23 protein-coding genes and 1 pseudogene are annotated in these 26867 nt (G+C 70.6%); 8 read left to right on the top strand and 16 right to left on the bottom strand.

The genetic code is table 11. The annotated features are described in order from the left end of the window. Window positions 1-75 precede the first annotated feature (75 nt). The 8 genes from prcA to AL2_RS26060 form a co-directional block, all read right to left on the bottom strand. Window positions 76-825 (bottom strand): proteasome subunit alpha, encoded by a 750-nt coding sequence (gene prcA, locus AL2_RS26095; protein WP_067638017.1) that lies wholly within the window; start codon window positions 823-825, stop codon window positions 76-78. A 21-nt stretch (window positions 826-846) separates the two neighbouring features. Next, complete coding sequence (prcB, locus tag AL2_RS26090; RefSeq protein ID WP_067638012.1) at window positions 847-1692, bottom strand: proteasome subunit beta; 846 nt, start codon at window positions 1690-1692, stop codon at window positions 847-849. 221 nt (window positions 1693-1913) lie between these two features. After that, window positions 1914-2750, bottom strand: coding sequence for an endonuclease VII domain-containing protein (locus AL2_RS26085; RefSeq protein WP_067638010.1), 837 nt, complete (start codon window positions 2748-2750; stop codon window positions 1914-1916). 413 nt (window positions 2751-3163) lie between these two features. Next, window positions 3164-3373: a ubiquitin-like protein Pup gene (locus AL2_RS26080; RefSeq protein WP_067638008.1), complete on the bottom strand. Its 210-nt coding sequence runs from the start codon at window positions 3371-3373 to the stop codon at window positions 3164-3166. 280 nt (window positions 3374-3653) lie between these two features. After that, window positions 3654-5171: a depupylase/deamidase Dop gene (gene dop / locus AL2_RS26075; RefSeq protein ID WP_174550883.1), complete on the bottom strand. Its 1518-nt coding sequence runs from the start codon at window positions 5169-5171 to the stop codon at window positions 3654-3656. A gap of 139 nt (window positions 5172-5310) precedes the next feature. Further along, the gene (gene arc / locus AL2_RS26070) at window positions 5311-7074 is read right to left on the bottom strand and encodes a proteasome ATPase (RefSeq protein ID WP_067638004.1); all 1764 of its coding nucleotides are present in this window, start codon (window positions 7072-7074) and stop codon (window positions 5311-5313) included. Between the two features lie 352 nt (window positions 7075-7426). Beyond that, window positions 7427-8350: a tRNA (adenine-N1)-methyltransferase gene (locus AL2_RS26065; protein WP_067638001.1), complete on the bottom strand. Its 924-nt coding sequence runs from the start codon at window positions 8348-8350 to the stop codon at window positions 7427-7429. Window positions 8351-8414: 64 nt separating this feature from the next. Continuing rightward, window positions 8415-9596, bottom strand: coding sequence for a site-2 protease family protein (locus AL2_RS26060; protein ID WP_067637999.1), 1182 nt, complete (start codon window positions 9594-9596; stop codon window positions 8415-8417). A 148-nt stretch (window positions 9597-9744) separates the two neighbouring features. Between AL2_RS26060 and AL2_RS26055 the strand changes: the two genes are divergently transcribed. The 5 genes from AL2_RS26055 (at window position 9745) to AL2_RS26035 (ending at window position 16372) form a co-directional block, all read left to right on the top strand. Then, window positions 9745-10671 carry a RecB family exonuclease gene (locus tag AL2_RS26055; protein WP_067637997.1) on the top strand — a complete coding sequence of 309 codons (927 nt, stop codon included), beginning with the start codon at window positions 9745-9747 and terminating at the stop codon, window positions 10669-10671. Between the two features lie 117 nt (window positions 10672-10788). Continuing rightward, the gene (locus AL2_RS26050; protein WP_067637995.1) at window positions 10789-12012 is read left to right on the top strand and encodes a sensor histidine kinase; all 1224 of its coding nucleotides are present in this window, start codon (window positions 10789-10791) and stop codon (window positions 12010-12012) included. A 114-nt stretch (window positions 12013-12126) separates the two neighbouring features. Beyond that, complete coding sequence (locus AL2_RS26045; protein WP_067638015.1) at window positions 12127-12807, top strand: response regulator; 681 nt, start codon at window positions 12127-12129, stop codon at window positions 12805-12807. A gap of 251 nt (window positions 12808-13058) precedes the next feature. After that, the gene (locus tag AL2_RS26040; RefSeq protein WP_067637993.1) at window positions 13059-13874 is read left to right on the top strand and encodes an ABC transporter ATP-binding protein; all 816 of its coding nucleotides are present in this window, start codon (window positions 13059-13061) and stop codon (window positions 13872-13874) included. Further along, window positions 13871-16372 (top strand): ABC transporter permease, encoded by a 2502-nt coding sequence (locus tag AL2_RS26035; protein WP_245666934.1) that lies wholly within the window; start codon window positions 13871-13873, stop codon window positions 16370-16372. Before AL2_RS26040 ends, AL2_RS26035 begins: the two co-directional genes overlap by 4 nt. Before the next feature lie 126 nt (window positions 16373-16498). Here AL2_RS26035 and AL2_RS26030 read toward each other — a convergent pair whose 3' ends face one another. The 7 genes from AL2_RS26030 to AL2_RS26000 form a co-directional block, all read right to left on the bottom strand. Then, a complete protein-coding gene (locus tag AL2_RS26030) occupies window positions 16499-17650 on the bottom strand; it encodes an ABC transporter ATP-binding protein (protein ID WP_067637989.1) in 1152 nt (383 codons plus the stop codon). A gap of 23 nt (window positions 17651-17673) precedes the next feature. Next, on the bottom strand, window positions 17674-18741 hold the full coding sequence (locus AL2_RS26025; protein WP_067637987.1) for an ABC transporter ATP-binding protein: 1068 nt from the start codon (window positions 18739-18741) through the stop codon (window positions 17674-17676). Next, complete coding sequence (locus AL2_RS26020; RefSeq protein ID WP_067637984.1) at window positions 18741-19754, bottom strand: ABC transporter permease; 1014 nt, start codon at window positions 19752-19754, stop codon at window positions 18741-18743. Before AL2_RS26020 ends, AL2_RS26025 begins: the two co-directional genes overlap by 1 nt. Window positions 19755-19859: 105 nt before the next feature. Next, window positions 19860-21629, bottom strand: a complete 1770-nt coding sequence (locus AL2_RS26015; RefSeq protein WP_067638014.1) for an ABC transporter substrate-binding protein — start codon at window positions 21627-21629, stop codon at window positions 19860-19862. 44 nt (window positions 21630-21673) lie between these two features. Further along, window positions 21674-22666 carry an ABC transporter permease gene (locus AL2_RS26010; protein WP_067637982.1) on the bottom strand — a complete coding sequence of 331 codons (993 nt, stop codon included), beginning with the start codon at window positions 22664-22666 and terminating at the stop codon, window positions 21674-21676. 440 nt (window positions 22667-23106) lie between these two features. Next, the gene (locus AL2_RS26005) at window positions 23107-23541 is read right to left on the bottom strand and encodes a hypothetical protein (RefSeq protein WP_067637980.1); all 435 of its coding nucleotides are present in this window, start codon (window positions 23539-23541) and stop codon (window positions 23107-23109) included. Window positions 23542-23684: 143 nt separating this feature from the next. Further along, the gene (locus AL2_RS26000; protein ID WP_067637978.1) at window positions 23685-24353 is read right to left on the bottom strand and encodes an HAD family hydrolase; all 669 of its coding nucleotides are present in this window, start codon (window positions 24351-24353) and stop codon (window positions 23685-23687) included. A 163-nt stretch (window positions 24354-24516) separates the two neighbouring features. On the opposite strand from AL2_RS26000, the gene AL2_RS25995 reads away from it, so the two are divergent. The 3 genes from AL2_RS25995 to AL2_RS25985 all read left to right on the top strand — a co-directional run bounded on the left by AL2_RS25995 (window position 24517) and on the right by AL2_RS25985 (window position 26679). Further along, on the top strand, window positions 24517-24978 hold the full coding sequence (locus AL2_RS25995; RefSeq protein WP_067637976.1) for a universal stress protein: 462 nt from the start codon (window positions 24517-24519) through the stop codon (window positions 24976-24978). Window positions 24979-25186: 208 nt separating this feature from the next. Next, window positions 25187-26041, top strand: a complete 855-nt coding sequence (locus AL2_RS25990; protein ID WP_067637971.1) for a PAC2 family protein — start codon at window positions 25187-25189, stop codon at window positions 26039-26041. Window positions 26042-26145: 104 nt separating this feature from the next. Then, window positions 26146-26679: a TrmH family RNA methyltransferase gene (locus AL2_RS25985; RefSeq protein WP_067637969.1), complete on the top strand. Its 534-nt coding sequence runs from the start codon at window positions 26146-26148 to the stop codon at window positions 26677-26679. Between the two features lie 4 nt (window positions 26680-26683). Here the strand turns inward: AL2_RS25985 and AL2_RS38155 are convergent. Further along, window positions 26684-26867 (bottom strand): annotated as a pseudogene (locus AL2_RS38155) (cysteine--1-D-myo-inosityl 2-amino-2-deoxy-alpha-D-glucopyranoside ligase); the annotation flags it as partial.

Here is a 26867-nt window from a genome sequence, read left to right as displayed (position 1 = left end):
CCACCGCCACCACGCCCCGACGGGCCCGTCCCCGGCCCGCGCGCCCGCCACCCGGCGGGCGCACCGGCCCGCGCCTCAGTCCTCGCCCTCGTCCGCCTCCGGGGCCGGCGCCGACGACGCCGCGGAACCGCCGGCCTCCTCCTCCGCCGCCGCCAGCAGATCCGCGATCCGCGCCGCCGTCAGCCGCTTGAACAGCCGATGCTCCCGGTTCCGGTCCAGCACCGCCACCTCCAGCGACGTCGCCTCCAGATGCCGGTCCGCGTCCTGCGCCTCCAGCGCCCGCACCGCGGTCCGCAGCGCCTCCACCAGCGCCGCCCCCTCCCGGTACCCGTCCTTCAGCGACTGCGCCACCGCGTCGGCCTGCCCGCCCATCGCGACATAACCGTGCTCGTCCGCCACCGAACCGTCGAACGTCAGCCGGTAGATCTGGTCCGACTCCGCATCGTCCCCCACCTCGGCGACGACCAGCTCCACCTCGTACGGCTTGGCCGTCTCCGTGAAGATCGTCCCCAGCGACTGCGCGTACACGTTCGCCAGCCCCCGCGCCGTCACATCGCGCCGGTCGTACTGGTACCCGTTGATGTCGGCGTACCGGACCCCGCCCAGCCGCAGGTTCTCGAACTCGTTGTACTTCCCCACCGCCGCGAACGCGATCCGGTCGTAAATCTCACTGATCTTGTGCAGTGCCCGCGACGGATTGTCCGCCACGAACAGGATGCCGTCGTCGTACTGCAGCACCACGACACTGCGGCCACGCGCGATACCTTTACGCGCATAGTCCGCCTTGTCCTTCATCTGCTGTTCGGGCGACACGTAGAACGGCATGGACACCGGTCAGGATCCCTTCTATCGCAGCGGGGCGGTCGGACCGCCCGGCGAGTCGTAACGTCCGTCCACGACGGCCTGCGCCAGCGCGCCCACCTCGTCCTCGCCCAGCCGGCGATACCCGTCCGACGTCACCGACGCCACCACCGGGAAGATCCGGCGCGCCAGATCGGGCCCGCCCGTCGCCGAGTCGTCGTCCGCCGCGTCGTACAGCGACTGCACGCACACCAGCGCCGCGTCCTCCGCCGGCAGGTCCGCCCGGTACAGCTTCTTCAGCGCACCCCGCGCGAACACCGAGCCCGAGCCGATCGAGTGGAAGTCCCGCTCCTCGTACCGGCCCCCCGCCGGGTCGTAGGAGAAGATCCGGCCCTCGTCCCGCTCCTCGTCATAGCCCGCGAACAGCGGCACCACCGCCAGGCCCTGCATCGCCATCCCGAGGTTCTGCCGCACCATCGTCGCCAGCCGGTTCGCCTTGCCCTCCACCGACAGCGTCCGGCCCTCGCGCTTCTCGTAGTGCTCGAGCTCCACCTGGAACAGCCGCACCATCTCGATCCCGATCCCGGCCGTCCCGGCGATCGCGATCGCCGAGAACTCGTCCGCCCGGAACACCTTCTCGATGTCGCGCTGCGCGATGACGTTGCCCGCCGTCGCCCGCCGGTCCCCCGCCATCACCACCCCGCCGGGGAAGCTCACCGCGACGATCGTCGTCCCGTGCGGGATGTCGTCCCCCGCCCGCGACGCCGGCGGCGTCCGCCCGCCCGGCAGCAGATGCGGGGAGTAGCCCCCCAGGAACTCGGTGAACGACGACGTGTCCGGGCTCGCGAACAACCCGGGCAGACGTCCGGTGTGCGATTCGTGGGACGCCACGCGACTCCCTTCCCTCCACCATGGCACCGGCGCTCCAACCCCACCGGCACGGACGCCTACGACCCTACTGTTCAACCCTCTCCCAGCGCATACCGCGTGATCCACCACCGCGTCAGCCCACGGCGAACCTCGCCCGCGCACATCCGCCCACCAGGCATGACGACACGCGCGCCGGAGCGAGCGCCGTGCGCGCGTGTCACGCCCCTCCGGACTCCATGCCCTCAGGAAGGCGCGAGAGCACCGTCCGGGTCCGAGTCGTCCCACGTCGGCATGTCGAGCTCCTCATCGAACGGGAGCGTCGCCTTGCGATACTCGCCGTCCTGTTCCCAGAACTCCGTCCAGCCACCCTTGGGAACCGTCGCCGGGTCGACGTCCGGGACGGTCAGCGACAGCCGTGTCCCGCCGTCCTCCATGGTCACCGTCTGGACGAGCCGCCCCTCCACGTAATCCGCCGCGCGGCGCAACGTGATCGGGTCGTCCCTGAGCTGCCCCATGCCCGTGTTGCACCCTGAGCACGCCAGGCCGCGCACCGCGCCCGTGCTGTGGTCGTGGTCCACATGCTCGCCGGGGAAGTCTCCGCAGACGGCGCAGTAGCCGACCTGCACCTTGAGGAGCCACTTGGTGTCCTCGTCGTTGATCCCGTACTTCGCGCGCAGGTGGTAGTGCCGCGCCGACTGCAGGCTGCTCTCGCGCGTCCGCCAGAACGGATCCCAGCGGACGCGGTCCGGGCCTCCGAACACCGGAGCACCGATCTCGATCCGCATCCGCCTCGCGTGGGAGCCGCGCAACTCGAGGTAGTCCGCCGCCAGACGAAGCACCTGCGGATCGTCATGGAACTGGCCGAGGCCCCCATTGCACTTGAAGCACAGGATCCGACGGACCAGGCCGCTGAGGTGGCTGTGGTCGACATGCTTCGCCTCCGCCCGGAGGCAGATCACGCAGACACCGCCCTGCTCGGCGATCATCTGCGTCACCTGCTGCTCGGTCACGCCGTACCGGAGCTTGAGCATGTAATTGCGCTGACCGCCGTGCTTCTCCTGCTTGTGTTCGGCGACCACCTGATTATGACACGGCTTGCAATAGGTAGAGAGTCCGGACTTTCGGGAGCGATTCCTCCCGAACTGGTCGACGGACTTGACCGTTTCACACCGAGGGCAATGCTTCATTCTCTTCGGAACCACACGACGCGGCTGATACGGCTTTACGGTCTCCCCCAGGCGTTCCTGCCTCTTTCTCCGCGAGGCCGCGTTCCGCAGCCCGAAGCACTCCCTGCAGTAGAGGGCCAGCCCGTCCGCCGACGCGGCCCGCTTGTAGAACTCTGTCGCAGGCTTCGTCTGACCGCAGTCACGGCACTTTTTACTAGGCACGGGCGAGACATTACCTGTCTCGCCCATGCCTTGGACTGAATATTCGAGCAACCGCCCCGCAGGATATTACGACTTCCGTGCGATGGGCAGGATGTCCGTTTTAATCACTGTCCGCCCTTTTGCACGAAACCACGGACAAATTCCTCTGCGTTCTCTTCGAGAACTTCGTCTATTTCGTCCAGAATTGAATCGACGTCGTCAGTGAGCTTTTCCTGCCGCTCCTGGACGTCCTCGGTCGTCGTGGCCTCGGTCTCCTCGACCTCTTCCGTGCGCCGGGTGGTCTGCTTCTGACCGCCGGTGTCCTTCGTGGCCATTCCGTACCTCCGCTCTGCCGGTGCCTCCGACCCTAGCCGGGATCTTCGCCGGCGAGCGGATCTTGAACGTCCGTTTCGCCGTCTCCGACCCCAGGACCGGGGGCATGGTCGGGTTATCGCCGGTCCGCCGGCCAGTGAAACGGGCAAAGCGGTCACGAAACCGAGACCTCACCCGTTAGTGCAGGTCAGCGCGGCGTTGGGGCTTCGATAGTCACACTATCCAATGGGTACGAAAGAGCCGGGCGGCGCTCGCGCGTCGCCCGGCTCCCGAGACCGTGGATCAGCTCTGGCCGGTCAGGGTGGCCACCAGGTCGGCGGCGGTGCGGCAGCGGTCCAGGAGGGCGCCCACGTGCTCCTTGGTGCCGCGCAGCGGCTCCAGGGTCGGGACGCGCTGGAGGGACTCCCGGCCCGGGACGTCGAAGATGACGGAGTCCCAGGACGCGGCGGCGACGGACTCGGCGTACTGGCGCAGGCAGCGGCCGCGGAAGTAGGCGCGGGTGTCCTCGGGCGGGTCGTCGATCGCGGCCTCGACCTGCGCCTCGGTGATGAACCGCTCGATGCGGCCGCGGTCCGCGAGCCGGTTGTAGAGGCCCTTGTCCGGGCGGATGTCGGCGTACTGCAGGTCGACGAGGTGCAGGCGCGGGTGCGACCAGTCGAGGCCGTCGCGGGTGCGGTAGCCCTCCAGGAGGGCGAGCTTGGCGACCCAGTCGAGTTCGCGGGACAGCTGCATGGGGTCGTCGCCCAGGCGGTGCAGCACGGATTCCCAGCGGTCGAGGACGTCCTTGGTCATCTCGTCGACGTCGGCGCCGAAGCGGTCCTCGACGTACTTGCGGGACTGCTCGAGGTACTCCATCTGGAGCTGGACGGCCGTCATCTTGCGGCCGTCCCGGAGGGTGAGCAGGTGCTTGCAGGACGGGTCGTGGGAGACGGCGCGGAGTGCGGCGACGGGCATGTCGACGGACAGGTCGACGGTGAGGAAGCCGTCCTCGATCATCGCGAGGACGAGGGAGGTGGTGCCGAGCTTGAGGTAGGTGGACAGCTCGGCCATGTTGGCGTCGCCGATGATGACGTGGAGGCGCCGGTACTTCTCGGGGTCGGCGTGGGGTTCGTCGCGGGTGTTGATGATGGGGCGTTTGAGGGTGGTCTCCAGCCCCACCTCGACTTCGAAGAAGTCCGCGCGCTGGCTGATCTGGAAGCCGTCGCCGCGGCCGTCGACGCCGATCCCGACGCGGCCGGCGCCGGTGACGACCTGGCGGGAGACGAAGAAGGGGGTGAGGTGCCGGACGATGTCGGCGAAGGGCGTTTCGCGGCGCATGAGGTAGTTCTCATGGCAGCCGTAGGAGGCGCCCTTGTTGTCGGTGTTGTTCTTGTAGAGCTGGATGGGGTGGGTGCCGGGGACGAGGGCGGCGCGCTGGGCGGCGTCGGCCATGACGCGTTCGCCGGCCTTGTCCCAGATGACGGCGTCGCGGGGGTTGGTGCATTCGGGCGCGGAGTACTCGGGGTGGGCGTGGTCGACGTAGAGCCGGGCGCCGTTGGTGAGGATGACGTTGGCGAGGCCGAGGTCCTCGTCGGTGAGCTGGGTGGGGTCGGCGACCTCGCGGGCGAGGTCGAAGCCGCGGGCGTCGCGGAGGGGGTTCTCCTCCTCGAAGTCCCAGCGGGCCCTGCGGGCGCGCGCCGCCGATGCCGCGAGGTAGGCGTTGACGACCTGGGAGGAGGTCACCATCGCGTTGGCCCCTGGTTGCCCGGGCACGGAGATGCCGTACTCGGTCTCGATGCCCATCACCCGCCGAACACTCATATCGTCGAGCCTATCGGGGCGGCGGGGGTGGGGCGACGGGACCGGGCCTCAACGGGGGGTGTGGCGCGGCGGGCGGACGAGAGCGCGGCGGCCTCCCTTCCGGGGGGCCGCCGCGCGGTCGACGTCATACTGCGGGGCGTTACAGGTACTGGCCGGTGTTGGCGACGGTGTCGATGGACCGTCCGGCCTCGGCGCCCTTGGTTCCGGAGACGAGGGTGCGGATGTAGACGATCCGTTCCCCCTTCTTGCCGGAGATGCGGGCCCAGTCGTCGGGGTTGGTGGTGTTGGGCAGGTCCTCGTTCTCGCTGAACTCGTCGACGCAGGCGGCGAGGAGGTGGGCGACGCGCAGGCCCTTCTGGCCGGTGTCGAGGAACTGCTTGATGGCCATCTTCTTGGCCCGGTCGACGATGTTCTGGATCATCGCGCCGGAGTTGAAGTCCTTGAAGTAGAGGACTTCCTTGTCGCCGTTGGCGTAGGTGACCTCCAGGAAGCGGTTCTCCTCGCTTTCGGTGTACATGCGCTCGACGGTCCGCTGGATCATGGCGTCGACGGTGGCCTCTTCGGAGCTGCCGTGCTCCTTGAGGTCGTCGGGGTGGAGCGGGAGTCCGCTGAGGATGTACTTGGAGAAGATGTCCTTGGCGGCTTCGGCGTCGGGCCGTTCGATCTTGATCTTGACGTCGAGCCGGCCGGGGCGCAGGATCGCGGGGTCGATCATGTCCTCGCGGTTGGAGGCGCCGATGACGATGACGTTCTCCAGGCCTTCGACGCCGTCGATCTCGCTGAGCAGCTGCGGGACGATGGTGTTCTCGACGTCGGAGGAGACTCCGGAGCCGCGGGTGCGGAAGATGGAGTCCATCTCGTCGAAGAAGACGATGACGGGGGTTCCGGCGGACGCCTTCTCGCGGGCACGCTGGAAGACGAGGCGGATGTGCCGCTCGGTCTCGCCGACGTACTTGTTGAGCAGCTCGGGGCCCTTGATGTTGAGGAAGAAGCTCTTGCCCTCGGCGCCGGTCTGCTCGGCGACCTTCTTGGCCAGTGAGTTGGCGACGGCCTTGGCGATGAGCGTCTTGCCGCATCCGGGGGGTCCGTAGAGGAGGACGCCCTTGGGTGGCCTGAGCTGGTGTTCGCGGAAGAGGTCGGCGTGCAGGTAGGGAAGTTCCACGGCGTCGCGGATCATTTCGATCTGTGAGCCGAGGCCGCCGATCTCGTTGTAGGAGATGTCGGGGACCTCTTCGAGGACGAGTTCTTCGACCTCGGCCTTGTGGATCTTCTCGTAGGCGTAGCCGGACCTGGGTTCGAGCATCAGGGAGTCGCCTGCGCGGAGGGGGACTCCGCGGAGCGGCTCGGCGAGTTTGACGACGCGTTCCTCGTCGGCGTGCGCGATGACGAGGGCGCGTTCGCCGTCGTCGAAGAGCTCCTTGAGCATGACGACTTCGCCCTGCTCTTCGAATTCGAGGGCTTCGACGACGTTGAGGGCCTCGTTGAGCATGACCTCTTGGCCGCGCTGGAGCTCGTCGACGTCGACGGCGGGGCTGACGTTCACGCGGAGTTTGCGTCCGCCGGTGAAGATGTCGACCGTTCCATCGTCGCGCGTTTCGAGGAAGACACCGAATCCGGACGGTGGTTGTGCGAGCCTGTCGACCTCCTCCTTGAGCGCCACGATCTGTTCGCGAGCCTCTTTGAGGGTCGCTACGAGTCGCTCGTTCTGGCCGGTTACTGCGGCCAGGTTTGCCTGTGCCTCATGGAGGCGTTCTTCCAGCACACGTACTTGGCGCGGGGATTCTGCGAGCTTGCGGCGCAGCACGGAGATCTCCTCCTCCAGGAAGGAGATCTGCGTTTGAAGGTCCCTGACCTCCTTTTCGTGCTGCGCCCTGCGCGCCCCAGCATCGTCACGAGCGGCCACGCCCCGTCACCTCCTCACGAAGAGAGCCGACGACCTACTGAGACCCTACCTATCTGGAGGGCTTCCGTAACCTGCCCATTCGGTGTTCGTGTCGTGCGGGGGTCTTCGGGGAGGGTTGGGAGGGGTGCTGCGGGGGTGGTGCGGGGTGGGGTGTTACGGGGCGTGGACCTGGGGTTTCGGGGGTTCGGGCGTGTCGTGGCGGGGGGGTTTGCCGAGTTGGGCGGGTGTGGGGCGAGTCTCGGATGTGCGGGTGCCGGCGCGGCGCGTCGCGGCGCGTCGTGGTGCGGGTGCGGCGGGGGCCGGTGACGATGTGTGACGGCCGCGGGGGTTCGCGGGGGCGGGGGGGTGTGATCTATGACTCGGCGGTACGTCCGGGCGTGGCGTCGCCGGCGGGGGCGGGGTGGGCGCCTTTGGCGGGGCGGCGGCGGCGGGCGGGCGGGGTGACGCCGTCGGCGAGGCGGCGGGCGGTGACGAGGAAGCCGGTGTGGCCGACCATGCGGTGGTCGGGGCGGACGGCGAGGCCGTCGACGTGCCAGGAGCGGAGCATGGTCTCGAAGGCGTAGGGCTCGGCGAAGCTCCCCTGGGCGCGGAGGTCTTCGACGACGCGGGACATCTGGGTGGTGGTGGCGATGTAGGCGCAGACCATGCCGCCGGGGATGAGGGCTTTGGCGACGGCGTCGAGGGTTTCCCAGGGGGCGAGCATGTCGAGGACGACGCGGTCGACGCCGGTCTCGGCGAGGGCGTCTTCGAGGGAGCCGACGGTGAGGCGCCATGCGGGGTGGGGGCCGCCGAAGAACTTCTCCACGTTGCCGCGTGCGATGTCGGCGAAGTCGGGGCGGCGTTCGTAGGAGGAGACGAGGCCGTGTTCGCCGACGGCGCGCAGGAGGGAGCAGGTGAGGGCGCCGGATCCGGCGCCGGCCTCGATGACGCGGGCGCCGGGGAAGATGTCGGCCATGGCGATGATCTGGGCGGCGTCCTTGGGGTAGACGACGGCGGCGCCGCGGGGCATGCGGAGGGTGAAGTCGGCGAGGAGGGGGCGGAAGGCGAGGTATTCGATGCCGCCGGTGGAGCGGAAGACGCTGCCTTCGGGGCTGCCGATGATGTCGTCGTGGGGGACGGAGCCTTTGTGGGAGTGGTAGAGCTTGCCGGGCTGGAGGGTGATGGTGTTGATGCGGCCCTTGGGGTCGGTGAGCTGAACCTGGTCGCCTGGGCGGAAGGGGCCGTGGGGGATGCGGCCGGGTGCGCGGGCGGGGCCGTCGGGCTGGGGTTCGCTCATGGGGGTCAAGGCTAGCGGCGGGCGCGGGCGGGTCGGACGGCCGCGGCGGTGGTGGGGGCCGGGGTCAGATTCCGGTGAAGGCGTGGTCGACGTCGGTGACGGCGAGGACGCCGTAGACGCGGCCGTCGGGTTCGATGAGGAGGTATTCGGAGGCTGGGGCGCGGCGGAGGGCGTCGAGGAGGTCGTCGGCGGAGATGTCGGCGGGGAGGGTGAGGTCCTCGTGGAGGCCGCGGGAGAGTTCGCCGGCGGTGATCCAGGGGCGGCGCTGCTCGGGGGTGGCGGTGACGGCCTTCTCGTTGACGAGGCCGAGGGGGCGGCCGTCGTGGTCGGCGATGACGATGGCGCCGGCGTGGTCGTCGTGGGCGCGGCGGATGGCCTCGGCGAGGGGGGTGTCGGCGGTGACGAGGGTGGCGCGGCGGGCGAGGCTGCGGGCGGACAGCAGGGGGATGCGGTCGCGGACGCGTTCGGCGCGGATGGCCTGGGTGGCGCCGACCCAGATGAAGGAGGCGATGAGGGCGGACCAGAGGAGGGCGAGCCAGCCGATGCCGCCGTCGTCGGCGGTGGTGTAGGTGGCGAGGTAGGCGCCGGCGATGAGGCAGCCGATGGCGACGGCGCGGCCGACCCAGCCGGCGAAGATGGCGCCGCTGCGGCTGCGTCCGGTGGCCTTCCAGACGGCGGCGCGGACGAGGCGGCCGCCGTCGAGGGGGAGGCCGGGCAGGAGGTTGAAGAGGCCGACGAGGAGGTTGGCGAAGGTGAGGGCTTCGAGGAGGAGGACGGCGACGTCGGGGAGGGCGAGGGTGGCGTGGGCGAGGAGGCCGAGGCCGGCGAGGACGAGGTTGGTGAGGGGCCCGGCGAAGGCGATGAGGAATTCGCGGCCGGGGGTGGGGGCTTCGCGTTCGATGGCGGTTTCGCCGCCGAGGACGTGGAGGGTGACGGAGCGGACGGGGAGCCCGAAGATGCGGGCGGTGACGGCGTGGCTGAGTTCGTGGACGAAGACGGAGCCGTAGAGGAGGACGGCGTAGGTGAAGGCGACGAGGTAGCTGAGGGGGCGGTCGACGACGTCGTTGACCTGGCCTTCGAACATGACGGTGACGAGGATGGCGACGAGGAACCAGCTGGGTGAGACGTAGACGGGGACGCCGAGGACGCGGCCCATGGAGAGGCCGGGCCGGGGGGTGCGTCCGTCGTCGTGGTCTGGGCCTCCGGCCGGTGTCCTGCCCTGGGTCGGGGGCGCGCTGTTCGTCACGCCTCCGATGCTACGGCCCCTGGGGGCGGGTCGTGCCGCCCGGTGGCGGCGGGCGGGCCGGGCGGGAGCGGGGCGGGCGGGGGCGGGGCGGGCCGGGGTGGGCGGGGTGCGGGATTTTCGTCGGGGGTGTCGCCTAGTCTGCTGTGCCATGACGACGACCGAGGCGGGTAGTGAGGCGTCCGTTCCGTCCGCGGGCGACGGGGGCGGGGACGCGGTGGTGGTGGGGTCGTTGTCGCCGTCCCGTGCGGGCGATTTCATGACGTGCCCGCTGCTGTACCGGTTCCGGGTGATCGATCGGATTCCGGAGCGTCCGAGTGCGGCGGCGGTGCGGGGGACGCTGGTGCACGCGGTGCTGGAGCGGCTGTTCGATCTGCCGACGGCCGGGCGGACGCCGCCGGCGGCGCTGGAGATGCTGGGGCCGGAGTGGGAGCGGCTGCTGGCGGCGGAGCCGGAGCTGGCGGGGCTGTTCGGGGACGGGGCCGCCGGGGAGGCGGAGCGGGCGGAGTGGCTGGGGCAGGCGCGGCGGATGGTGGAGCGGTACTTCGCGCTGGAGGATCCGCGGCGGCTGGAGCCGGCGGAGCGGGAATTGTTCGTGGAGACGGTGCTGGAGTCGGGGCTGAAGCTGCGGGGGTACATCGACCGGGTGGACGTGGCGCCGAGCGGTGACGTGCGGATCGTGGACTACAAGACGGGGACGGCGCCGCGGGCGGATTTCGAGGCGCGGGCGCTGTTCCAGATGAAGTTCTACGCGCTGGTGCTGTGGCGGCTGCGGGGCCGGGTGCCGCGCCTTCTGCAGCTGATGTATCTGGGGAACGGCGAGATCCTGCGGTACGAGCCGGACGAGGCGGATCTTCGGGCGACGCAGCGGAAGGTGGAGGCGCTGTGGGCGGCGATCCGGCGGGCGATGGACACGGGCGAGTGGCGGCCGCGGGCGGGGCGGCTGTGCGACTGGTGCGATCACAAGGAGCGGTGCCCGGAGTTCGGGGGCACTCCCCCGCCGCTGCCGGAGGCGCCGGTGGGCCGGCCGTCTCCGGCGGATCTCGAGGGGGGTGCGCGGGAGCACGGGGATCTGTAGGGCGGCGGGCCCGGCGGGGCGCCTTTCGCGGGGCGTCGCGGGCTCATCCTTGGGGATGACTGCGGATCCGCGTCCAGGAGGGGTCGGGACCTGCCGCGACCTCCTAGGGTGAGTGGCGTGTCACCCCGCATCCGTGGTCTTCACGCCGCCCGTGCCTGGCTGCAGGCGCGTCCGCAGGCGTCCGACGCGCTGCTCGCGGTCGGGCTGCTGCTGGTGGGGCTGCCGCAGCTGTTCCTGCAGGAGCTTCCGGAGGGCGGCGGGTACGAGGAGTTCCGGTCGCCGGACGCGTGGAACGGGCTGCTGGTCGTCGTGGTGACGATGGCGCTGGCGTGGCGGCGCCGGCAGCCGCTGCCGGTGCTGCTGTTCATCATCGGCGGCGAGACGGCGATGGCGGTGGCGAACTATCCGCCCGCGGTGCCGGACGTGGTGGCGTTCCTGATCGCGGTCTACAGTGTGGCGGCGCATCGGGGGCTGGCGCAGAGCGCGCTCGGCGGGCTCGTCGGGTTCGTGTACTTCCTGGTGTATCTGCTGGTCCTGCCGGTGTCGTCGGAGCCGGTGGTGATCATCACCGACTGCGCGCTGGTGATCGGCGTGTGGATGCTGGGCCGGAACCTGCGGCTGCGGCGGGCGTACTTCGCGGAGCTGGAGGACCGGGCGGCGCGGCTGGAGCGGGCGCGGGGGACGGACGCGCGGGCGGCGCGGATCGAGGAGCGGTCGCGGATCGCGCGGGAGTTGCACGATGTGGTGGCGCACCATGTGAGCGTGATGACGGTGCAGGCGGGGGCGGCGCGGCGGATCATCGACCGGGATCCGGGCAGCGCGCGGGAGGCGATGTCGACGATCGAGGAGGTCGGGCGGACGGCGCTGAGCGAGATGCGGCGGATCGTGGGGGTGCTGCGGACGGACCGGGACGCCGAGCAGGCGGGCCGGGAGCTGGCGCCGCAGCCGGGTCTGGGTGATCTCGGGGAGCTGCTCGATCATGTGCGGGAGACGGGGCTGTCGGTGCAGCTGTGGATCGAGGGTGAGGCGCGGTCGCCGTCGCCGGGGGTGGACGTGGCGGCGTTCCGGCTGATCCAGGAGGCTCTGACGAACACGCTGAAGCACGCGGGGCCGCAGGCGCGGGCGTGGGTGCGGCTGTACTACGGGGATGACGATCTGACGGTGGAGATCGAGGACGACGGGCGGGGCACGGCGACGTTCATGGCGGGCAACGGCGACAATCCGGGGCATGGCCTGGTCGGCATGTACGAGCGTGTGGCGCTGTACGGTGGCGAGCTGAGGATCGGGCCGCGGGTCGGCGGCGGGTTCGGTGTGCGGGCCCGTTTCCCGCTGGAGGCGTGAGGTGCCGGGCCGCGCCGGGTGCGGGTCCGGTACCGGCGGAATTGTTCAGGAGCGTCGTGAGGCGAGGAGCGGGACAATGAACGGACCGGGTCGGCGTTGGGCCGGGGCGGCGCGATGACGGCGGTGCGGGTGCTGCTCGTCGACGATCAGCCGCTGCTGCGGACGGGGTTCCGGCTGATCCTGGAGGCGGAGGCCGATATCGCGGTGGTCGGTGAGGCCGGGGACGGCGCGGCGGCGGTGGAGCTGACGCGGTCGCTGCTGCCGGACGTGGTGCTGATGGACATCCGGATGCCGGGGGTGGACGGGATCGAGGCGACCCGGCGGATCATCCGGGAGGGCGCGGCGTCGCATGATCCGAAGGTGCTGATCCTGACGACGTTCGATCTGGACGAGTACGTGATCGAGGCGGTGCGGGCGGGGGCGAGCGGGTTCCTGCTGAAGGACTCGCCGCCGGAGGATCTGGTGCAGGCCATCCGGATCGTGGCGGAGGGCGACGCGATCGTGGCGCCGAGCGTGACGCGGCGGCTGCTGGACAAGTTCGCGACGCGGCTGCCGGCGGTGCGGGACCAGGTGCCGCCGCCGGGGCTGGACACGCTGACCGCGCGGGAGCGCGAGGTGCTGGCGCATGTGGCGCGGGGGCAGTCGAACGCGGAGATCGCGGCAGAGCTGGTGGTGAGTGAGACGACGGTGAAGACGCATGTGGGGAACGTGCTGGCGAAGCTGGGGCTGCGGGACCGGGTGCAGGCGGTCGTGTACGCGTACGAGACGGGTTTGAGCAGGCCGGGGCAGGGTTGACCCGCGTTGGGCGAGGCGGGGTCGGGGGGCGGTTTCAGGGTCGGTCCCTGAGCCGTCCCTGACGTTCGGGGCCAGGGGTCTACTCCCGAGGTACGACGGCGGGCGGGTGTCTCCTGCCGTGGGTGGACCGGCAAGTCAGTTCTTGGGGCGCATCTATCGGGTTCGTACGCCTTCTAGTGTTCTGGGTGTCGGATCGCCGGGGGAACGTCGCGGTCCGGACGCATTCGACCACTCACACACGGGAGTTACACGTGACGAACACCGCCCCTTCGGACCCCGGCGCGCAGTCCGCGCCCGGGGCGGGCGATTTCGCCGCACGGACCCAGCAGATCGCGAAGGTGTACGGGCGCGGCGACGCCCAGGTCGTCGCGCTCGACGGGGTCACGGTCGGCATTCCCCGCGGCCGGTTCACCGCGATCATGGGTCCGTCGGGATCCGGGAAGTCCACGCTGATGCACTGCATGGCGGGGCTCGATTCGGTGGACTCCGGGCAGGTGTTCATCGGCGACACCGAGCTGACGGCGCTGAAGGACAAGCAGCTGACGCGGCTGCGCCGCGACAAGGTCGGCTTCATCTTCCAGGCGTTCAACCTGGTGCCGACGCTGACGGCGCTGGAGAACATCACGCTGCCGATGGACATCGCGGGCCGCAAGGCCGACAAGGAGTGGCTGGACACCGTGATCGACACGGTGGGGCTGCGGCCGCGGCTGAAGCACCGCCCGTCGGAGCTGTCGGGCGGGCAGCAGCAGCGGGTGGCGTGCGCCCGCGCGCTGGCGTCCCGCCCGGAGATCATTTTCGCGGACGAGCCGACGGGCAACCTGGACTCGCGGTCGGGCGCGGAGGTCCTCGGGTTCCTGCGGGACTCGGTGCAGCGGATGGGGCGGACGATCGTGATGGTGACGCACGACCCGTCCGCGGCGGCGTACGCCGACCAGGTGCTGTTCCTGTCGGACGGGCAGATCGTCGACACGATGACGGAGCCGACCGCCGAGCGGGTGCTGGAGCGGATGAAGGGCTTCGACGCCGGCGCCCGTCCCGCCGCGGACTCGGAGGTCTCGGCGCGATGATGGGCAGGGTCACCCTCCGCAATCTCGCGGCGCACAAGATCAGGCTGGTGCTGACGGCCGTCGCGGTGATCCTCGGCGTGGCGTTCGTGGCCGGGACGCTGATCTTCACCGACAGCATGAACAAGCAGTTCGACGAGCTGTTCAGCCGGATCAGCACGAACGTGGCCGTGGACGTGCGGGCCAAGAAGGTCGTGGGCGGCGACGACGACGGCATGGCGGCGCAGCCGGTGCCGGCGACGGTGCTGAAGACGCTGCAGGGCGTCGAGGGCGTGAAGGACCCTCGGGGCAACGTCAGCGGGTACGCGGCGGTCGTCGGCAAGGACGGCAAGGTCGTCGGCACCCCGCAGAACGGGCCGCCGCAGATCGGCACGAACTGGACGACGGGCGGGACGTACGACCTGGCGTCGGGCCGGGTGCCGCAGGGGCCGGGCGAGATCGTCGTCGACACGAAGACGGCGGAGAAGGGCGAACTGGCCGTCGGCGACGTCACGCAGGTGCTCACCGCGGGCCCGCCGGCCCGCATGAGGATCGTCGGGCTGGTGGACGCCGGGAACCTGATGGGCGCGACCCTCACCGGGTTCGACACGCCGACGGCGCAGAAGCTGATGCTCAAGCCCGGCTTCTTCACCGACATCGAGATGGGCTCCACGGGCCCGTCCCAGCAGGAGCTGCGCGACCGGGTCGCGAAGGTGCTCCCGGCGGGCACGGAGGCCGTCACCGGCGAGAAGCTGCGTGAGGAGTCCAAGAGCGACGTCGCGCAGATGATGAGCTTCTTCCGGACGTTCCTGCTGGTGTTCGCGCTGATCTCGATCTTCGTCGGGGCGTTCATCATCTTCAACACGTTCTCGATGCTGGTCGCGCAGCGGACCCGTGAGCTGGCGCTGCTGCGCGCGGTCGGCGCGGCCCGCGGGCAGGTGACGCGGGCGGTGATCGGGGAGGCCGTCGCGGTCGGCGTGGTCGGCTCGACGCTCGGCCTCGCGGCCGGCGCGGGCCTGGCGTCGCTGCTGCAGACGCAGATGGGCGACGCGGGGCAGGGCGGCCTGACGTTCACCGCGACGCCGGTGATCGCGTCGTACGCGGTCGGGATCATCGTGACCGTGGTGTCGGCGTACTTCCCGGCGCGCCGCGCCGCGAAGATCCCGCCGGTCGCGGCGATGCGCGACGATGTGGCGCTGCCGCAGCGGTCGCTGCGGATCCGGGTGGCCCTCGGGTCGCTGCTGACCCTCGCCGGCGCGGGCCTGATCGGCGCCGGCCTCGCCGGGAACGGCGGCAACCCGGTGATCCCGGTCGGCGTGGGCGCGTTCGCGGTGTTCATCGGCGTCGCGATGCTCGCCCCGGTGATCAGCGTCCCGGTGCTGAAGGTGCTCGGCGCGCCGGCCGCGCGGCTGATGGGCTCCCCGGGGCGGCTGGCGCGGCAGAACGCGCTGCGCAACCCGCGCCGCACCGCCGCGACCGCCGCCGCGCTCATGATCGGCCTGGCGCTGATCACCACGGTGAACGTGCTGGGCGCGACGATGCGGGCATCGGTCGACGAGCAGGTGGACGCCCAGTTCGGCGCCGACTACCTGGTGCAGTCGCAGGGCGCCGGCGGCGTGAACGCCGAGGCCCAGCAGAAGATCAGGGACACGCCGGGGGTGGTGGCCGCGTCGCCGACCTACGACGCGCAGGCCCAGATCGAGGGCAAGGACGCCGCCTACGTGGCGGGTGACCTGGGGACGCTGGCCAAGGCGGCCCGGCTGAAGATGGTGTCGGGGTCCCCGTCCGGCGGCCCCGCGTCGATCATGGTGGACGAGGACACCGCGAAGGACCGCGGCTGGAAGGTCGGGGCGCCGGTGCCCGTCCGGTTCACCGACGGCAAGACCGAGTCGCTCACGCTGGCCGGGGTGTACGCCAGGAGCGACCTGATCGGGCCGCGGCTGATCTCCCAGCAGGCGCACCTGCGGCACACGGTGCGGCCGACGGTGGGGGTCGTCGTGGTCGACGCGGCGCAGGCGAACGCCTCGACCAGGGCGGCGCTGGAGTCGGCGGTGAAGGCGTACCCGAACCTCGAGGTCGCCGACCAGTCGACGCTGAAGGCCGACGCCCGCAAGCAGGTCGACGGGTTCGTGACGTTCCTGACGATCCTGCTGGTGATGTCGGTCATCATCGCGGCGGTCGGGGTGGTGAACACCCTGGCGCTGTCGGTGATCGAGCGGACCCGGGAGATCGGGCTGCTGCGCGCGATCGGGATCTCCCGGCGGCAGCTGCGCCGCATGATCCGGCTGGAGTCCATCATGATCGCGGTGTTCGGCGCCGTGCTCGGCATGGGCATCGGGGTGGCGTTCGGCGCGGCGCTGCAGAACGCGCTGGCCGACCAGGGCCTCGGCGTCCTCGCCATCCCGTACGGGACGCTGGTGCTGTACCTGGTGGTGGCCGCGGTGATCGGTGTGCTGGCGGCGCTGTGGCCGGCGTGGCGGGCGGGGCGCATGGACGTCCTGAAGGCCATCTCCACCGAGTAGCGCGGGTGACCGGGCGCGGGTGACCGGGCGCGGACGGAGAAAGACCCGGTCCCCTCTGCGGAGGGGGCCGGGTCTTTCCTTGTGCGGGAGGCACGCCGGGGATGGCCCGGCGGCGTCGTGTGCGGCCTACTCGGCCGGGGACCCGGGCTCGTCGGCCGGGGCCGCGCCGGGCGTCACCGCGGCCTTGGCGACCGCGTCGGTGGCGCTGACGGTGGTGTTCTCCGGGAAGTGGCAGGCGGCCTGGTGGCCGGGGCTGAGCTCGACCAGCGGCGGCTCGACCTGCTTGCAGATGTCCTGCGCCTTCCAGCACCGGGTGTGGAAGCGGCACGCGGGCGGCGGGTCGATCGGGCTCGGCACGTCGCCCTGCAGCCGGATGCGCCTGCGCTCGTCGCGCTGGCTCGGGTCCGGGACCGGCACCGCGGACAGCAGCGCGTTGGTGTAGGGGTGCATGGGCCGCTGGTACAGGTCCGCGCGGTCCGCGACCTCGACGATCTTGCCGAGGTACATGACGGCGACGCGGTCGGAGATGTGCCGCACGACCGACAGGTCGTGCGCGATGACCACGTAGGTGAGGTCGAGTTCGTCCTGCAGGTCCTCCAGCAGGTTGACGACCTGCGCCTGCACCGACACGTCCAGCGCCGACACCGGCTCGTCCGCGATGATCAGCTTCGGCTTGAGGGCGAGGGTGCGGGCGATCCCGATGCGCTGCCGCTGCCCGCCGGAGAACTCGTGCGGGTAGCGGTTGTAGTGCTCGGGGTTCAGGCCGACGAGTTCCAGGATGTCCTGGACGGCCTTCTTGACGCCCTGCTTGGCCTCGATGTTCTGCAGCCGGAACGGGGCCCCGACGATCGCGCCGACGGTCTTGCGCGGGTTCAGCGACGAGTACGGGTCCTGGAAGATCATCTGGAAGTCGCGGCGGAGCGGCCGGAGCCGGCCCTGCGACATCTTGGTGATGTCCTGCCCCTCGAAGGTGATCTTCCCGAAGCTCGGGTCCAGCAGCCGCATGATCATCCGGCCGGTGGTGGACTTGCCGCAGCCGGACTCCCCCACCAGCCCCAGGGTCTCGCCCTTGCGGACCGAGAACGACACGCCGTCGACGGCCTTCACCGCCGCGACCTGCCGGCGCAGCACCCCCGCGGTGACGGGGAAGTGCTTGCCGAGGTTCTCCACCTGCAGCAGCGGCTCGCCGTCGCCGGGACGCCGCGCCGCGGGCCGGGTCTCCTCGGCCGGGGTCTCGCCGGCCGGGGCGTCGCCGGCCGGGGTCTTCGATGTGCTCACAGTCTCGTTCCCACCCGTGCTCGTCACAGCTTCGGCCGGATCTCGTCGTTCCAGATCTCGCGCTTCTTCTCCAGCGGGAGGTGGCACGCCGCCTTGTGGCCGGGCACGACCTCGACCAGCTCCGGACGCTCGGTCGTGCACTTGTCGCCGTTGAGGTCCTTGTAGGGGCAGCGCGGATGGAACGCGCACCCGGAGGGGACGTTGATCAGGCTCGGCGGCGACCCCGTGATCGGCATCAGCCGTTCGGTGCGGTCGCGGTCGAGCCGCGGCATCGACCCGAGCAGCCCCCACGTGTAGGGGTGCAGCGGCGCGTGGAAGGCGTCCGCGACGGAGGCGTACTCCGCGGCGCGGCCCGCGTACATGACCAGGACGTCGTCCGACAGTTCCGCGACCACCCCGAGATCGTGGGTGATCATGATGACGGCGGAGTTGAACTCCTGCTGCAGGTCGCGGATGAGGTCGAGGATCTGCGCCTGGACGGTGACGTCCAGCGCGGTCGTCGGCTCGTCGGCGATCAGCAGTTCGGGGTCGCACGACAGCGCCATCGCGATCATCGCGCGCTGCCGCATGCCGCCGGAGAACTGGTGCGGGTAGTCGTCCACCCGCTTGTCGGGCTTGGGGATGCCGACCCGGCCGAGCATGTCGATCGCGTGCTTGCGCGCCACCTGCTTGGACACGTCGTTGTGGACGCGGTACGCCTCGATGATCTGGGCGCCGATGGTGTAGAAGGGGTGCATCGACGACAGCGGGTCCTGGAAGATCATCGACATCTCGCGGCCGCGGAGCCGGCGCACCTCGGATTGCGAGGCGTTCACGATCTCCTTGCCGTTCAGCCAGATCTCCCCGGACACCCGGGCGTTGCGCTTGTTGTGCAGGCCGAGGATGCCGAGGCTGGTGACGCTCTTGCCCGAGCCGGACTCGCCGACGATGCCGAGGGTCCGGCCGCGCTCCAGCTGGAACGACAGCCCGTCCACCGACTTGACCAGGCCGTCGTCGGTCGGGAAGTGGATCTTCAGGTCGCGGACCTCGAGGAACGAGGTGGGGGCCTCGCCCGTGCCCGCGGTCTCCGCCGCGGGAGCGGTGCCGGTCATCAGCTCAACCTCACTCTCGGGTCGACGACGGCGTACAGCATGTCCACGATCAGGTTGATCACCACGATGGAGGTCGCCGTGATCAGCGTGATGCCGAGGACCATGGGCAGGTCGCCGCTGTTGATGGAGCTGATCGCGAGCTGGCCGAGCCCGGGGATGCCGAAGGTGTTCTCCGTCAGCACCGCCCCGCCCAGCAGAAGACCGAGGTCCAGGCCGAAGATGGTGAGGATGGGCGTGAGCGAAGCCCGCAGCGCGTGCTTGGTGACGACGGTCTTCTCCGGCAGCCCCTTGGCGCGGGCGGTGCGGATGTAGTCCTCGTTCATCGTCTCCAGCATGCCCGCTCTGGTGAGCCGCGCGTACATCGCCGCGTAAAGGAACGCGAGCGTCACCCAGGGCAGCACCAGCGACTGGAACCATGTCACCGGATTAGTGGTGAGCGGCAGGTAACTCCCGCCGCCCGGGAAGATCTTGAGTGAGTAGGAGAACAGCGCGAGCGAGACCAGGCCGGTGAAGTAGATGGGCAGTGACACACCGCTCAACGCGACGATCATCGTCGCCCGGTCCCATATCGTGCCTCTGCGCAGGGCCGAGATCACGCCGGTGGAGATGCCGACGCCGAGCCAGATCACCGCGGCTCCGGCGGCCAGCGACACGGTCGCGGGGGCCCGGTCGAGCAGCGTCTCCAGCACCGGCTGGCTGCTGCGGAACGAGTAACCGAGGCAGGGTGCGGGGCAGTGGTCGACCACGGGGCCGGCCTTGAAGTCCGTGCCGACCGCGATGCCCTTCAGGTAGCGCCCGTACTGGACGACGACAGGGTCGTCGAGGCCGAGCCGCTCCTTGGTGTCCTGGATCGCCTCGGCGGTTGGCGCCTTACCGACATAGGAAGCCGCGATCTGGTCGGTGGTCTGCCCGGCCAGCTTCGGCAGCCAGAAGAAGATGCCGAAGGTCACCAGGCTGACCAGCAGCAACATGAGGACGGCACCGATGAGGCGCCGGATGATGTATGCGAGCACATTCCTCGGCCCCACCCGCCGGCCGGGCGGACCTGTAGGTCCGGTCCCGGCCGGCGGGCGTCGCCTTCACCTGCCTTCAGATGGACGCATAGACGGTGGGGACGATTACTCGACGCCCATGTTCAGATAGTCGTACATGCCGCCGTAGGCGTAGGTGATCCCCACGTTGGTGACGCGCTTCGGCCGGTACATCAGGGCCTTGGCGTAGATCAGCGGGACCTGCGTGGCCGTCTTCATGACCATCTCGTCGATGTCACCGTAGGCCTTCAGGCGGGTCGCCTTGTCGGTGTTGGAGATCGCCGCGTCCAGCGCGTCGTTGATCGGCTGCTCGTTCAGCTCGGACAGGTTCGTGCCGCCGGAGGGCTTGATGGCCCGGCCGTCGACGACCTGCGAGAGGAACCCGTAGCCGGTCGGCCAGTCCGCCGCCCATGCCCAGATCATCATGCCGACACCGTGGTCGTGGACGTACTTCGGCACGCCGACGTACTTGTTGAAGTAGTCACCGGCCGGGTACTGGACGATGTTGACCTTGATGCCGACCTTGGCGAGGCTCTGCTGGATCGCCTGGGCCATGGCGACTTCCTTCGGCCGGTCGGACCGGGCCGAGATCTTCGTGCTGAAGCCGTCGGGCTTGCCGCAGGCCTGCAGTTCCTGCTTGGCCTTGTCCAGGGTGGCCTGGTCGAGACCGGTGCCGCCGCCCGCCTGCTTCTGCGGGTAGAGGTCGAACTTGCGGTAGCCGTCGACCGTCGGCGGCAGCACCGTGGTGGCGGTGTCGCCGCCGGCCACCGGGCCTCCGTAGGCGGTCTGCGCGGCGACCTTGTCGGTCGCGTACTGCACGGCGGTGCGGCAGTGGATGTTGTCCAGCGGCTTGACGTGGACGTTCAGCGACATGAAGCGCAGGAAGCCCTGGACCGGGTTGTCCACGAACGGCTTCTGGGTGTCGTTGAGCACCTTCGGCTGGGTGCCCGCCTGGACACCGACGCCGGAGATGTCCATGTCCAGCGTGCCGGCGAGCAGCCGCTGGTCGATGTCGTCCGGGTTCTGCTTGAGCTGGACCTCGATCTTGTCGGGCAGCGCCTTGCGGATCGGGTCGGTGCTCTGGTTCCACTGCGGGTTGCGCGACAGGGACATCGACTTGCCGCGCGTGTAGTTGTCGACCTTGTACGGGCCGCTGGAGACGATCGAGCTCTCGTACTTCAGGCCGGTGTCCTTGGCCTTCGGCACGGGCACCGTCTGCGTCATCGCGACCAGGTAGTCGAACTCGGCGAACGGCTTGCTCAGGTGGAAGACGACCGTCTGGTCGTCCGGGGTCTCGATCGACTTGAGGCCCTCGTCGCTCTTGTCCTTGTACGGACCCTTGTACGCGGGCTTGTTGTCGACCAGGTACGCCTTGAAGTACTTCGGCCCGAGCTGCAGTTCGCTGGAGTAGTTGCTGCGCTCGACCGCGTACTTCACGTCCTTGGACGTGACCGTGGTGCCGTCGTCGTACTTGACGCCGGTGCGGAGCTTGTACGTCCAGGTCTTGCCGCCGTCACTGGGCGTGCCCAGGTCGGTCGCGAGGTCCGGGATGACCTCCAGGCTCTCCTTGCCCGCGGCCGGCTTGAACGTCGTCAGCGCACGGCCGTAGAGGCGGGCGAAGTTCTGCGAGAGCGCGTAGTAGGTGTTGCCGGGGTCCGGCGAGTCCCAGTCGTCGGAGTGGGCAAGCTTGAGCGTGCCGCCCTTCTTGTCCGACTTGTTGACGACCTCGTTGACGCCGGCGTTGTAGCCGGGGCCGCTACCCGAGCCGCCTCCCGAGTCGCCGCCGCCACAGGCGACCAGCCCTGTGACCGCCATCGCAGCGGCCGCGAGGACCGCTATTGGTCTCGTCTTGTTCATGTGCAGGCGCACCCCTTCAAATAGACGGGTCGGAAGAACCCGAGTCACTTGCCCCGAGGGTCGAGAGCGTCCCGCAGCCCGTCACCGAACAGGTTGAAGGCGAGGACGGTGATGAAGATGGCCATGCCGGGGATGATCATGTACATCGGGTCCGAGGAGTAGATGGGCACGGCGAGCGTGAGCATGCCGCCCCAGGAGGGGGTCGGCGGGATGACGCCGACGCCGAGGAACGACAGGGCCGCCTCGAACAGGATGTTGGTCGGGATCAGCAGGGTCGAGTAGACCAGGATCGGCGCGACCAGGTTCGGCAGGACTTCCTTGAAGAGCACGTAGAAGTTCCGGGCTCCCATGCTGCGTGCGGCGTCGACGAACTCGCGTTCGCGCAGCGACAGGGTCTGGCCCCGGATGATGCGGCCGATGTAGGGCCAGTTGAAGAATCCGATGACGACGACCAGGACCGACACGCGCAGCCCGTTGCCGCTCAGGCCCCACGCGCCGTCGGCGACGACGCCGACCAGGGCGATCGCGAACAGCAGCAGCGGGAAGGCCAGGAAGGCGTCCATGGCGCGGCTGATCACGTAGTCGACCCAGCCGCCGAAGTAGCCGGCGGTGATCCCCATGATCGTGCCGATCACCACCGACATCAGGGTGGCGAGGAACGAGACCAGCAGGGAGATCCGGGCACCGTGCACGATGCGGGCCAGCATGTCGCGGCCCGTACCGGGCTCCACGCCGAGCCAGTGGTCGGAGCTGATGCCCGAGTGCCAGAAACCGGTCTTGGGCCGGTTGTAGGTCGGGTCGATCAGGTTCTGGTGGTAGGTCAGCGGGTTCTGCACGAAGTACGGGCCGAAGATGGCCAGGAGGATCAGCAGGATCACCACGACGGCACCGGTGAGCGCGACCTTGTCGCGCTTCAGCCTCATCCAGGCGATCTGACCGAGGGAGCGTCCCTGGATCTTCTTACCGCCCATGCCGACGAGCACCGACTCGGGCTGTGCCTCGGTTTCGGACCCGGTCACCTCAATGGGTGCGGCCACGCTCCATACCTCCTACCGTCCGGCCACTGGTTCGGCCATGCCGCCGGCGCGTGACCGGCGGCCGCGGAGATCATCCGCTGCCCCCGTGCCCGTTACGCCGCGTTTGCTGAAGGGAAACGTAGTCCTTCGGCCACGACTGTCCATCCGTGAGGCGAGCTTGGCCAGTACCCGTATCTGACTTGTGATCTCGTCGTCATCTGGGGCACACGCGTCCGGTCGCCACTTCCGACAAATCGCCCGAATAGTACGTTTACCGCAGCCCGCACAAGCAACCCAGAGGCGGTCCGGACCAGCAACCTTTACCGTACTGAGTCTGATCCGAGACCGATCCTCCGCAGGTCAGCCCACAGGCGCACAGAATACGCCGGGCCGGGACGCCCCCGGATCGCAGGGGGACGTCCCGGCCCGGCGGTCTCTCGCGCGGAGCCGGGCCGCGCCGGTCAGGAGATGCCGCGGTCGCGCAGGATCCGCTCGATCTCCGCCATCTCCGGGTCGCCGCCGCCCCGCGCGGGCCCCTCCACGGCGCCCTTCGGCTTCGCGCCGCGCCCGGCGGACCCGCGCCCGCCGTCCCCGGCGGCCTTCTTGCCCGGACCGTCCGCGCCGGCGCCCGCACGGCGGCTCAGCATCGCGCCGGACGCCATGTAGAGCACGACGGCGAGACCCGCCACGGCGACGCCCGCCCACTTCACCGGGCTGAACGCCAGGTCGACGAAGAACTCCGTCACCCCGGTCATCGCCGCCGCGAGCGGCACCAGGGACAGGGCGGCGCCGCGCAGGCCGGTGCCCGCGCCGCGGCGGCGGTAGGCGCCCCAGCTGATCACCAGCCCGGCCAGGGTCACCCCGAGGCTGATCGCGAAAATGACTGCGTCGCTCATGCCGGCCCCTCACTCCGTACGGTGGTGCACTTCCCATCGTCACACGTGAAGCGCCGGTCCTGCTCCTCCCGGCGGACGGTTTTACGGCCGGGCGGATCTCCTCCTCCGGCGTGACCTCTCCCGCGGAGCCGCCCCCTCGGGTATCAGACCGCGGGTATGAGGGAGCGGAGCATGCCCAGGTCGATCTCGCGCAGGGAGGCCACCACGGTGCGGCCCGGCGCGGGCGGGACCGGCAGGACGCCGGGGACCGCCACGGTCGCGCAGCCCGCCGCCTCCCCCGCCGCGACGCCGTTCGGGGAGTCCTCCAGGACGGCGCAGCGGGCCGGGTCGGCCCCCAGGCGGGCGGCGGCCGTCAGGTACGGCTCGGGATCGGGCTTGGTGCGGGCGACCTCGTCACCGGCGACGCTGAGCGCGAAGTGCTCGCGTCCGATCGCGTCCAGCACCGGCTCGATCAGCCGCCGGTGGCTGGAGGACACCAGCGCGGCCGGGACGCCGGCCGCGCGCACCTCGGCGAGCAACTCCTTCGCGCCGGGCATCATCGGGACGCAGGCGGAGAGCCGCTCGGCCATGCCGTCCAGCATCCGCCGCCCCACCTCCGCGGGGTCGGCGCCGGCGCCGGTCAGCTCCAGCATGTAGGCGACCGCGACGCTGAGGGAGCCGCCGACGAGCTTCTCCTGGTGGGCGGGGCTCCACTCGCCGCCCAGCCACGCCATGACCTCGCACTCGACCTCCAGCCAGACGCGCTCGGAGTCGATGAGCAGGCCGTCCATGTCGAAGAGCACGGCCTGCAGGCCGCCTGTGGGGGTGCGCATGTAACCCCACCATAACCGGGAGATCGCGGACAGCTCACGGCCCGCCCGCCGGGATGCCGCCGGCGGGCGGCGCTTCTTGGACGAGGTGTGCAAAGAGACAGTGACGGATGGGTCACCGGACCGATACCGTGCCAGCAGTGACTACCAACGGGTAAGGAACGGCATGAGCGCGTACCGCATCATCCTCGTCGGCACCGACGGCTCGGACTCCTCGTTCCGCGCGGTGGACCGGGCCGCGCAGCTGGCCGCCGCCACCGGCGCCACCCTGCTGCTGGCCTCCGCCTACAGCCCGATGCCGGAGCGGGAGCGCGCCAGCGCCGCCGACCGGCTCGGCGACCTGGCCTACAAGGTGCAGGGCTCGACACCCGCCGACGACGCGCTGCGGGCGGCGCGGGAGCGGGCGGTCGCCGCCGGCGCCACCGACATCGAGCAGCTGGCCGTGGAGGGCGACCCGGTGGACACCCTCGCCAAGCTCACCAGGGAGCGCGAGGCCGACCTCGTCGTCGTCGGGAACCGGGGCCTCAACAGCCTCGCCGGCCGCATCCTCGGCTCCGTCCCGGCGAACCTGTCGCACCGGTCCCCCTGCGACGTTCTGATCGTCCACACCACGCCCAAGGGCAGGTGACCGCCCTCCAGCCCGCGAGGGCCGGCGACCCGATGGTGATGCGGAGTTCCGCCGCTGGCGTACAGGGCGGGGGTCTGGCTCGCGGGGGGTGGGGTAGGTCACTGTCAGGACGTAGGCTGACAGCCACCGATCATGAGCGGGGCCCCCGACCCCGGGAATGACGCCCCCGTCGGTGACGCTGTACCAGGGCGTCGGAAGGAGGCAGCGCGTGGTCGAGCTCGAAAGCGTGCCGGAACTCGTCGATCCGGTGCTCGTGGCCGCCTTTGAGGGGTGGAACGACGCCGGGGAGGCCGCCAGCGGGGTGATCGCGCATCTGGAGTCGGCCTGGGAGGCGGTGCCCATCGCGGAGCTCGATCCCGACGACTACTACGACTTCCAGGTCACCCGCCCGATCGTGGAGATGACCGACGGGGAGACGCGCGGCATCACGTGGCCGACGACGCGGGTCTCGTGGGTGCGGCTGCCGAGCGGCAAGGACGTCGTCCTCCTGCACGGCATCGAGCCGAACATGCGGTGGCGGTCGTTCTGCCGCGAGCTGGTCGGGCTGATGCTGGAGCTGGGCGTCCGCAACGTCGTGCTGCTGGGCGCGCTGCTGGCCGACGCCCCGCACACCCGGCCGGTGCCCGTCACCGGCGCCGCGTCGGAGGCCGGGCTCGTCAGCACCCTGCATCTGGAGCCGGCCCGCTACGAGGGGCCGACCGGCATCCTCGGGGTGCTGCAGGACGCGTGCGCGAAGGCCGACCTCGACACGGTGTCGCTGTGGGCGGCGGTCCCCCACTACGTCGCGCAGCCGCCGTCGCCGAAGGCGACGCTGGCGCTGCTGCGCCGCGTCGAGGACCTGCTGGACGTCACCGTCCCGCTCGGGGAGCTGCCGGAGGAGGCGCGCGCCTGGGAGCACGGCGTGAACGAGCTCGCCGAGGAGGACTCCGAGGTCGCCGAGTACGTCCGGACGCTGGAGGAGCAGAAGGACGCGACCGAGCTGCCGGAGGCGAGCGGCGACGCCATCGCCCGCGAGTTCGAGCGCTATCTGCGCCGCCGCGATCCCGGGCGGGGGCCGGCGTAGCGGTTACACTTGGCCGGGTTCGTCCCCGGTGATGGCCCGCGCACGCCGCGAAGTGCGCCGATCATGGTCTTCTCCTTCTCGAAGGGCGGCAGCGCCCCGCGCCGGTGAGCGCCCGCACGCGGGATCCGGCGATCCGGGTCCGGCCCGAGCGTGAACTCCGCCGGCAGCGCCGTCGCCGCGCCCATTCCTGCTGGGACCACCTCGTCGTCGCGCCCCTGTGGCCGCTGCACGGCGCCAACCTCGGGACGCTGCTGCGCACCTGCGACGCGGTCGGCGCCTGCATGGCGGTCCCCCGGTTCCCGTGGGTGCCCGAGGCCCTCGAACGCGGCAACACGCTGCGCCGCCCCGCCTGCGTCCACTGGGTGAACGGCCCCCTCGGCTGGCTGGAGCGGCAGCGGGAGGCCGGCTCCCAGGTCGTCGGCGTGGAGCTCGCGGACGAGGCGGTCCGGCTCGCCGACCTGCCCGCCGCGCGGGTCCGGACGGTCGCCGTGCTCGGGCACGAGCGGACCGGCATTCCGGCGGAGGCGCTCGATCTGCTGGACCTGGCCGTCGAGATCCCCATGGTGGGCGGCGGGAGCAGCCTGAACGTGGCGGTCGCCGGGTCGCTCGTCCTCTACAAGCTCGCGGGCCTGCTGTGACAGGTCACAGGGCGATGCCGAGGAGGGCGTCGGCGATGGCCGCGGCCTGGGCGGGGGCGTGCTCGTCGGCGCCGTCGTGGGCGGCCCAGTCGTCGATGGCGGTGAGGGCGGCCGGGGCGTCCAGGTCGTCGGACAGGTGGCCGCGGACCGCGGCGGCCAGCGGCGCGGCGGGCGGCCCGGACGGGCGG

Source organism: Actinomadura latina NBRC 106108 (assembly GCF_001552195.1).
GTDB lineage: Bacteria > Actinomycetota > Actinomycetes > Streptosporangiales > Streptosporangiaceae > Spirillospora > Spirillospora latina.
Note: the sequence above shows the minus strand (reverse complement) of the source record. Positions and strands in the feature narration are given on the sequence as shown.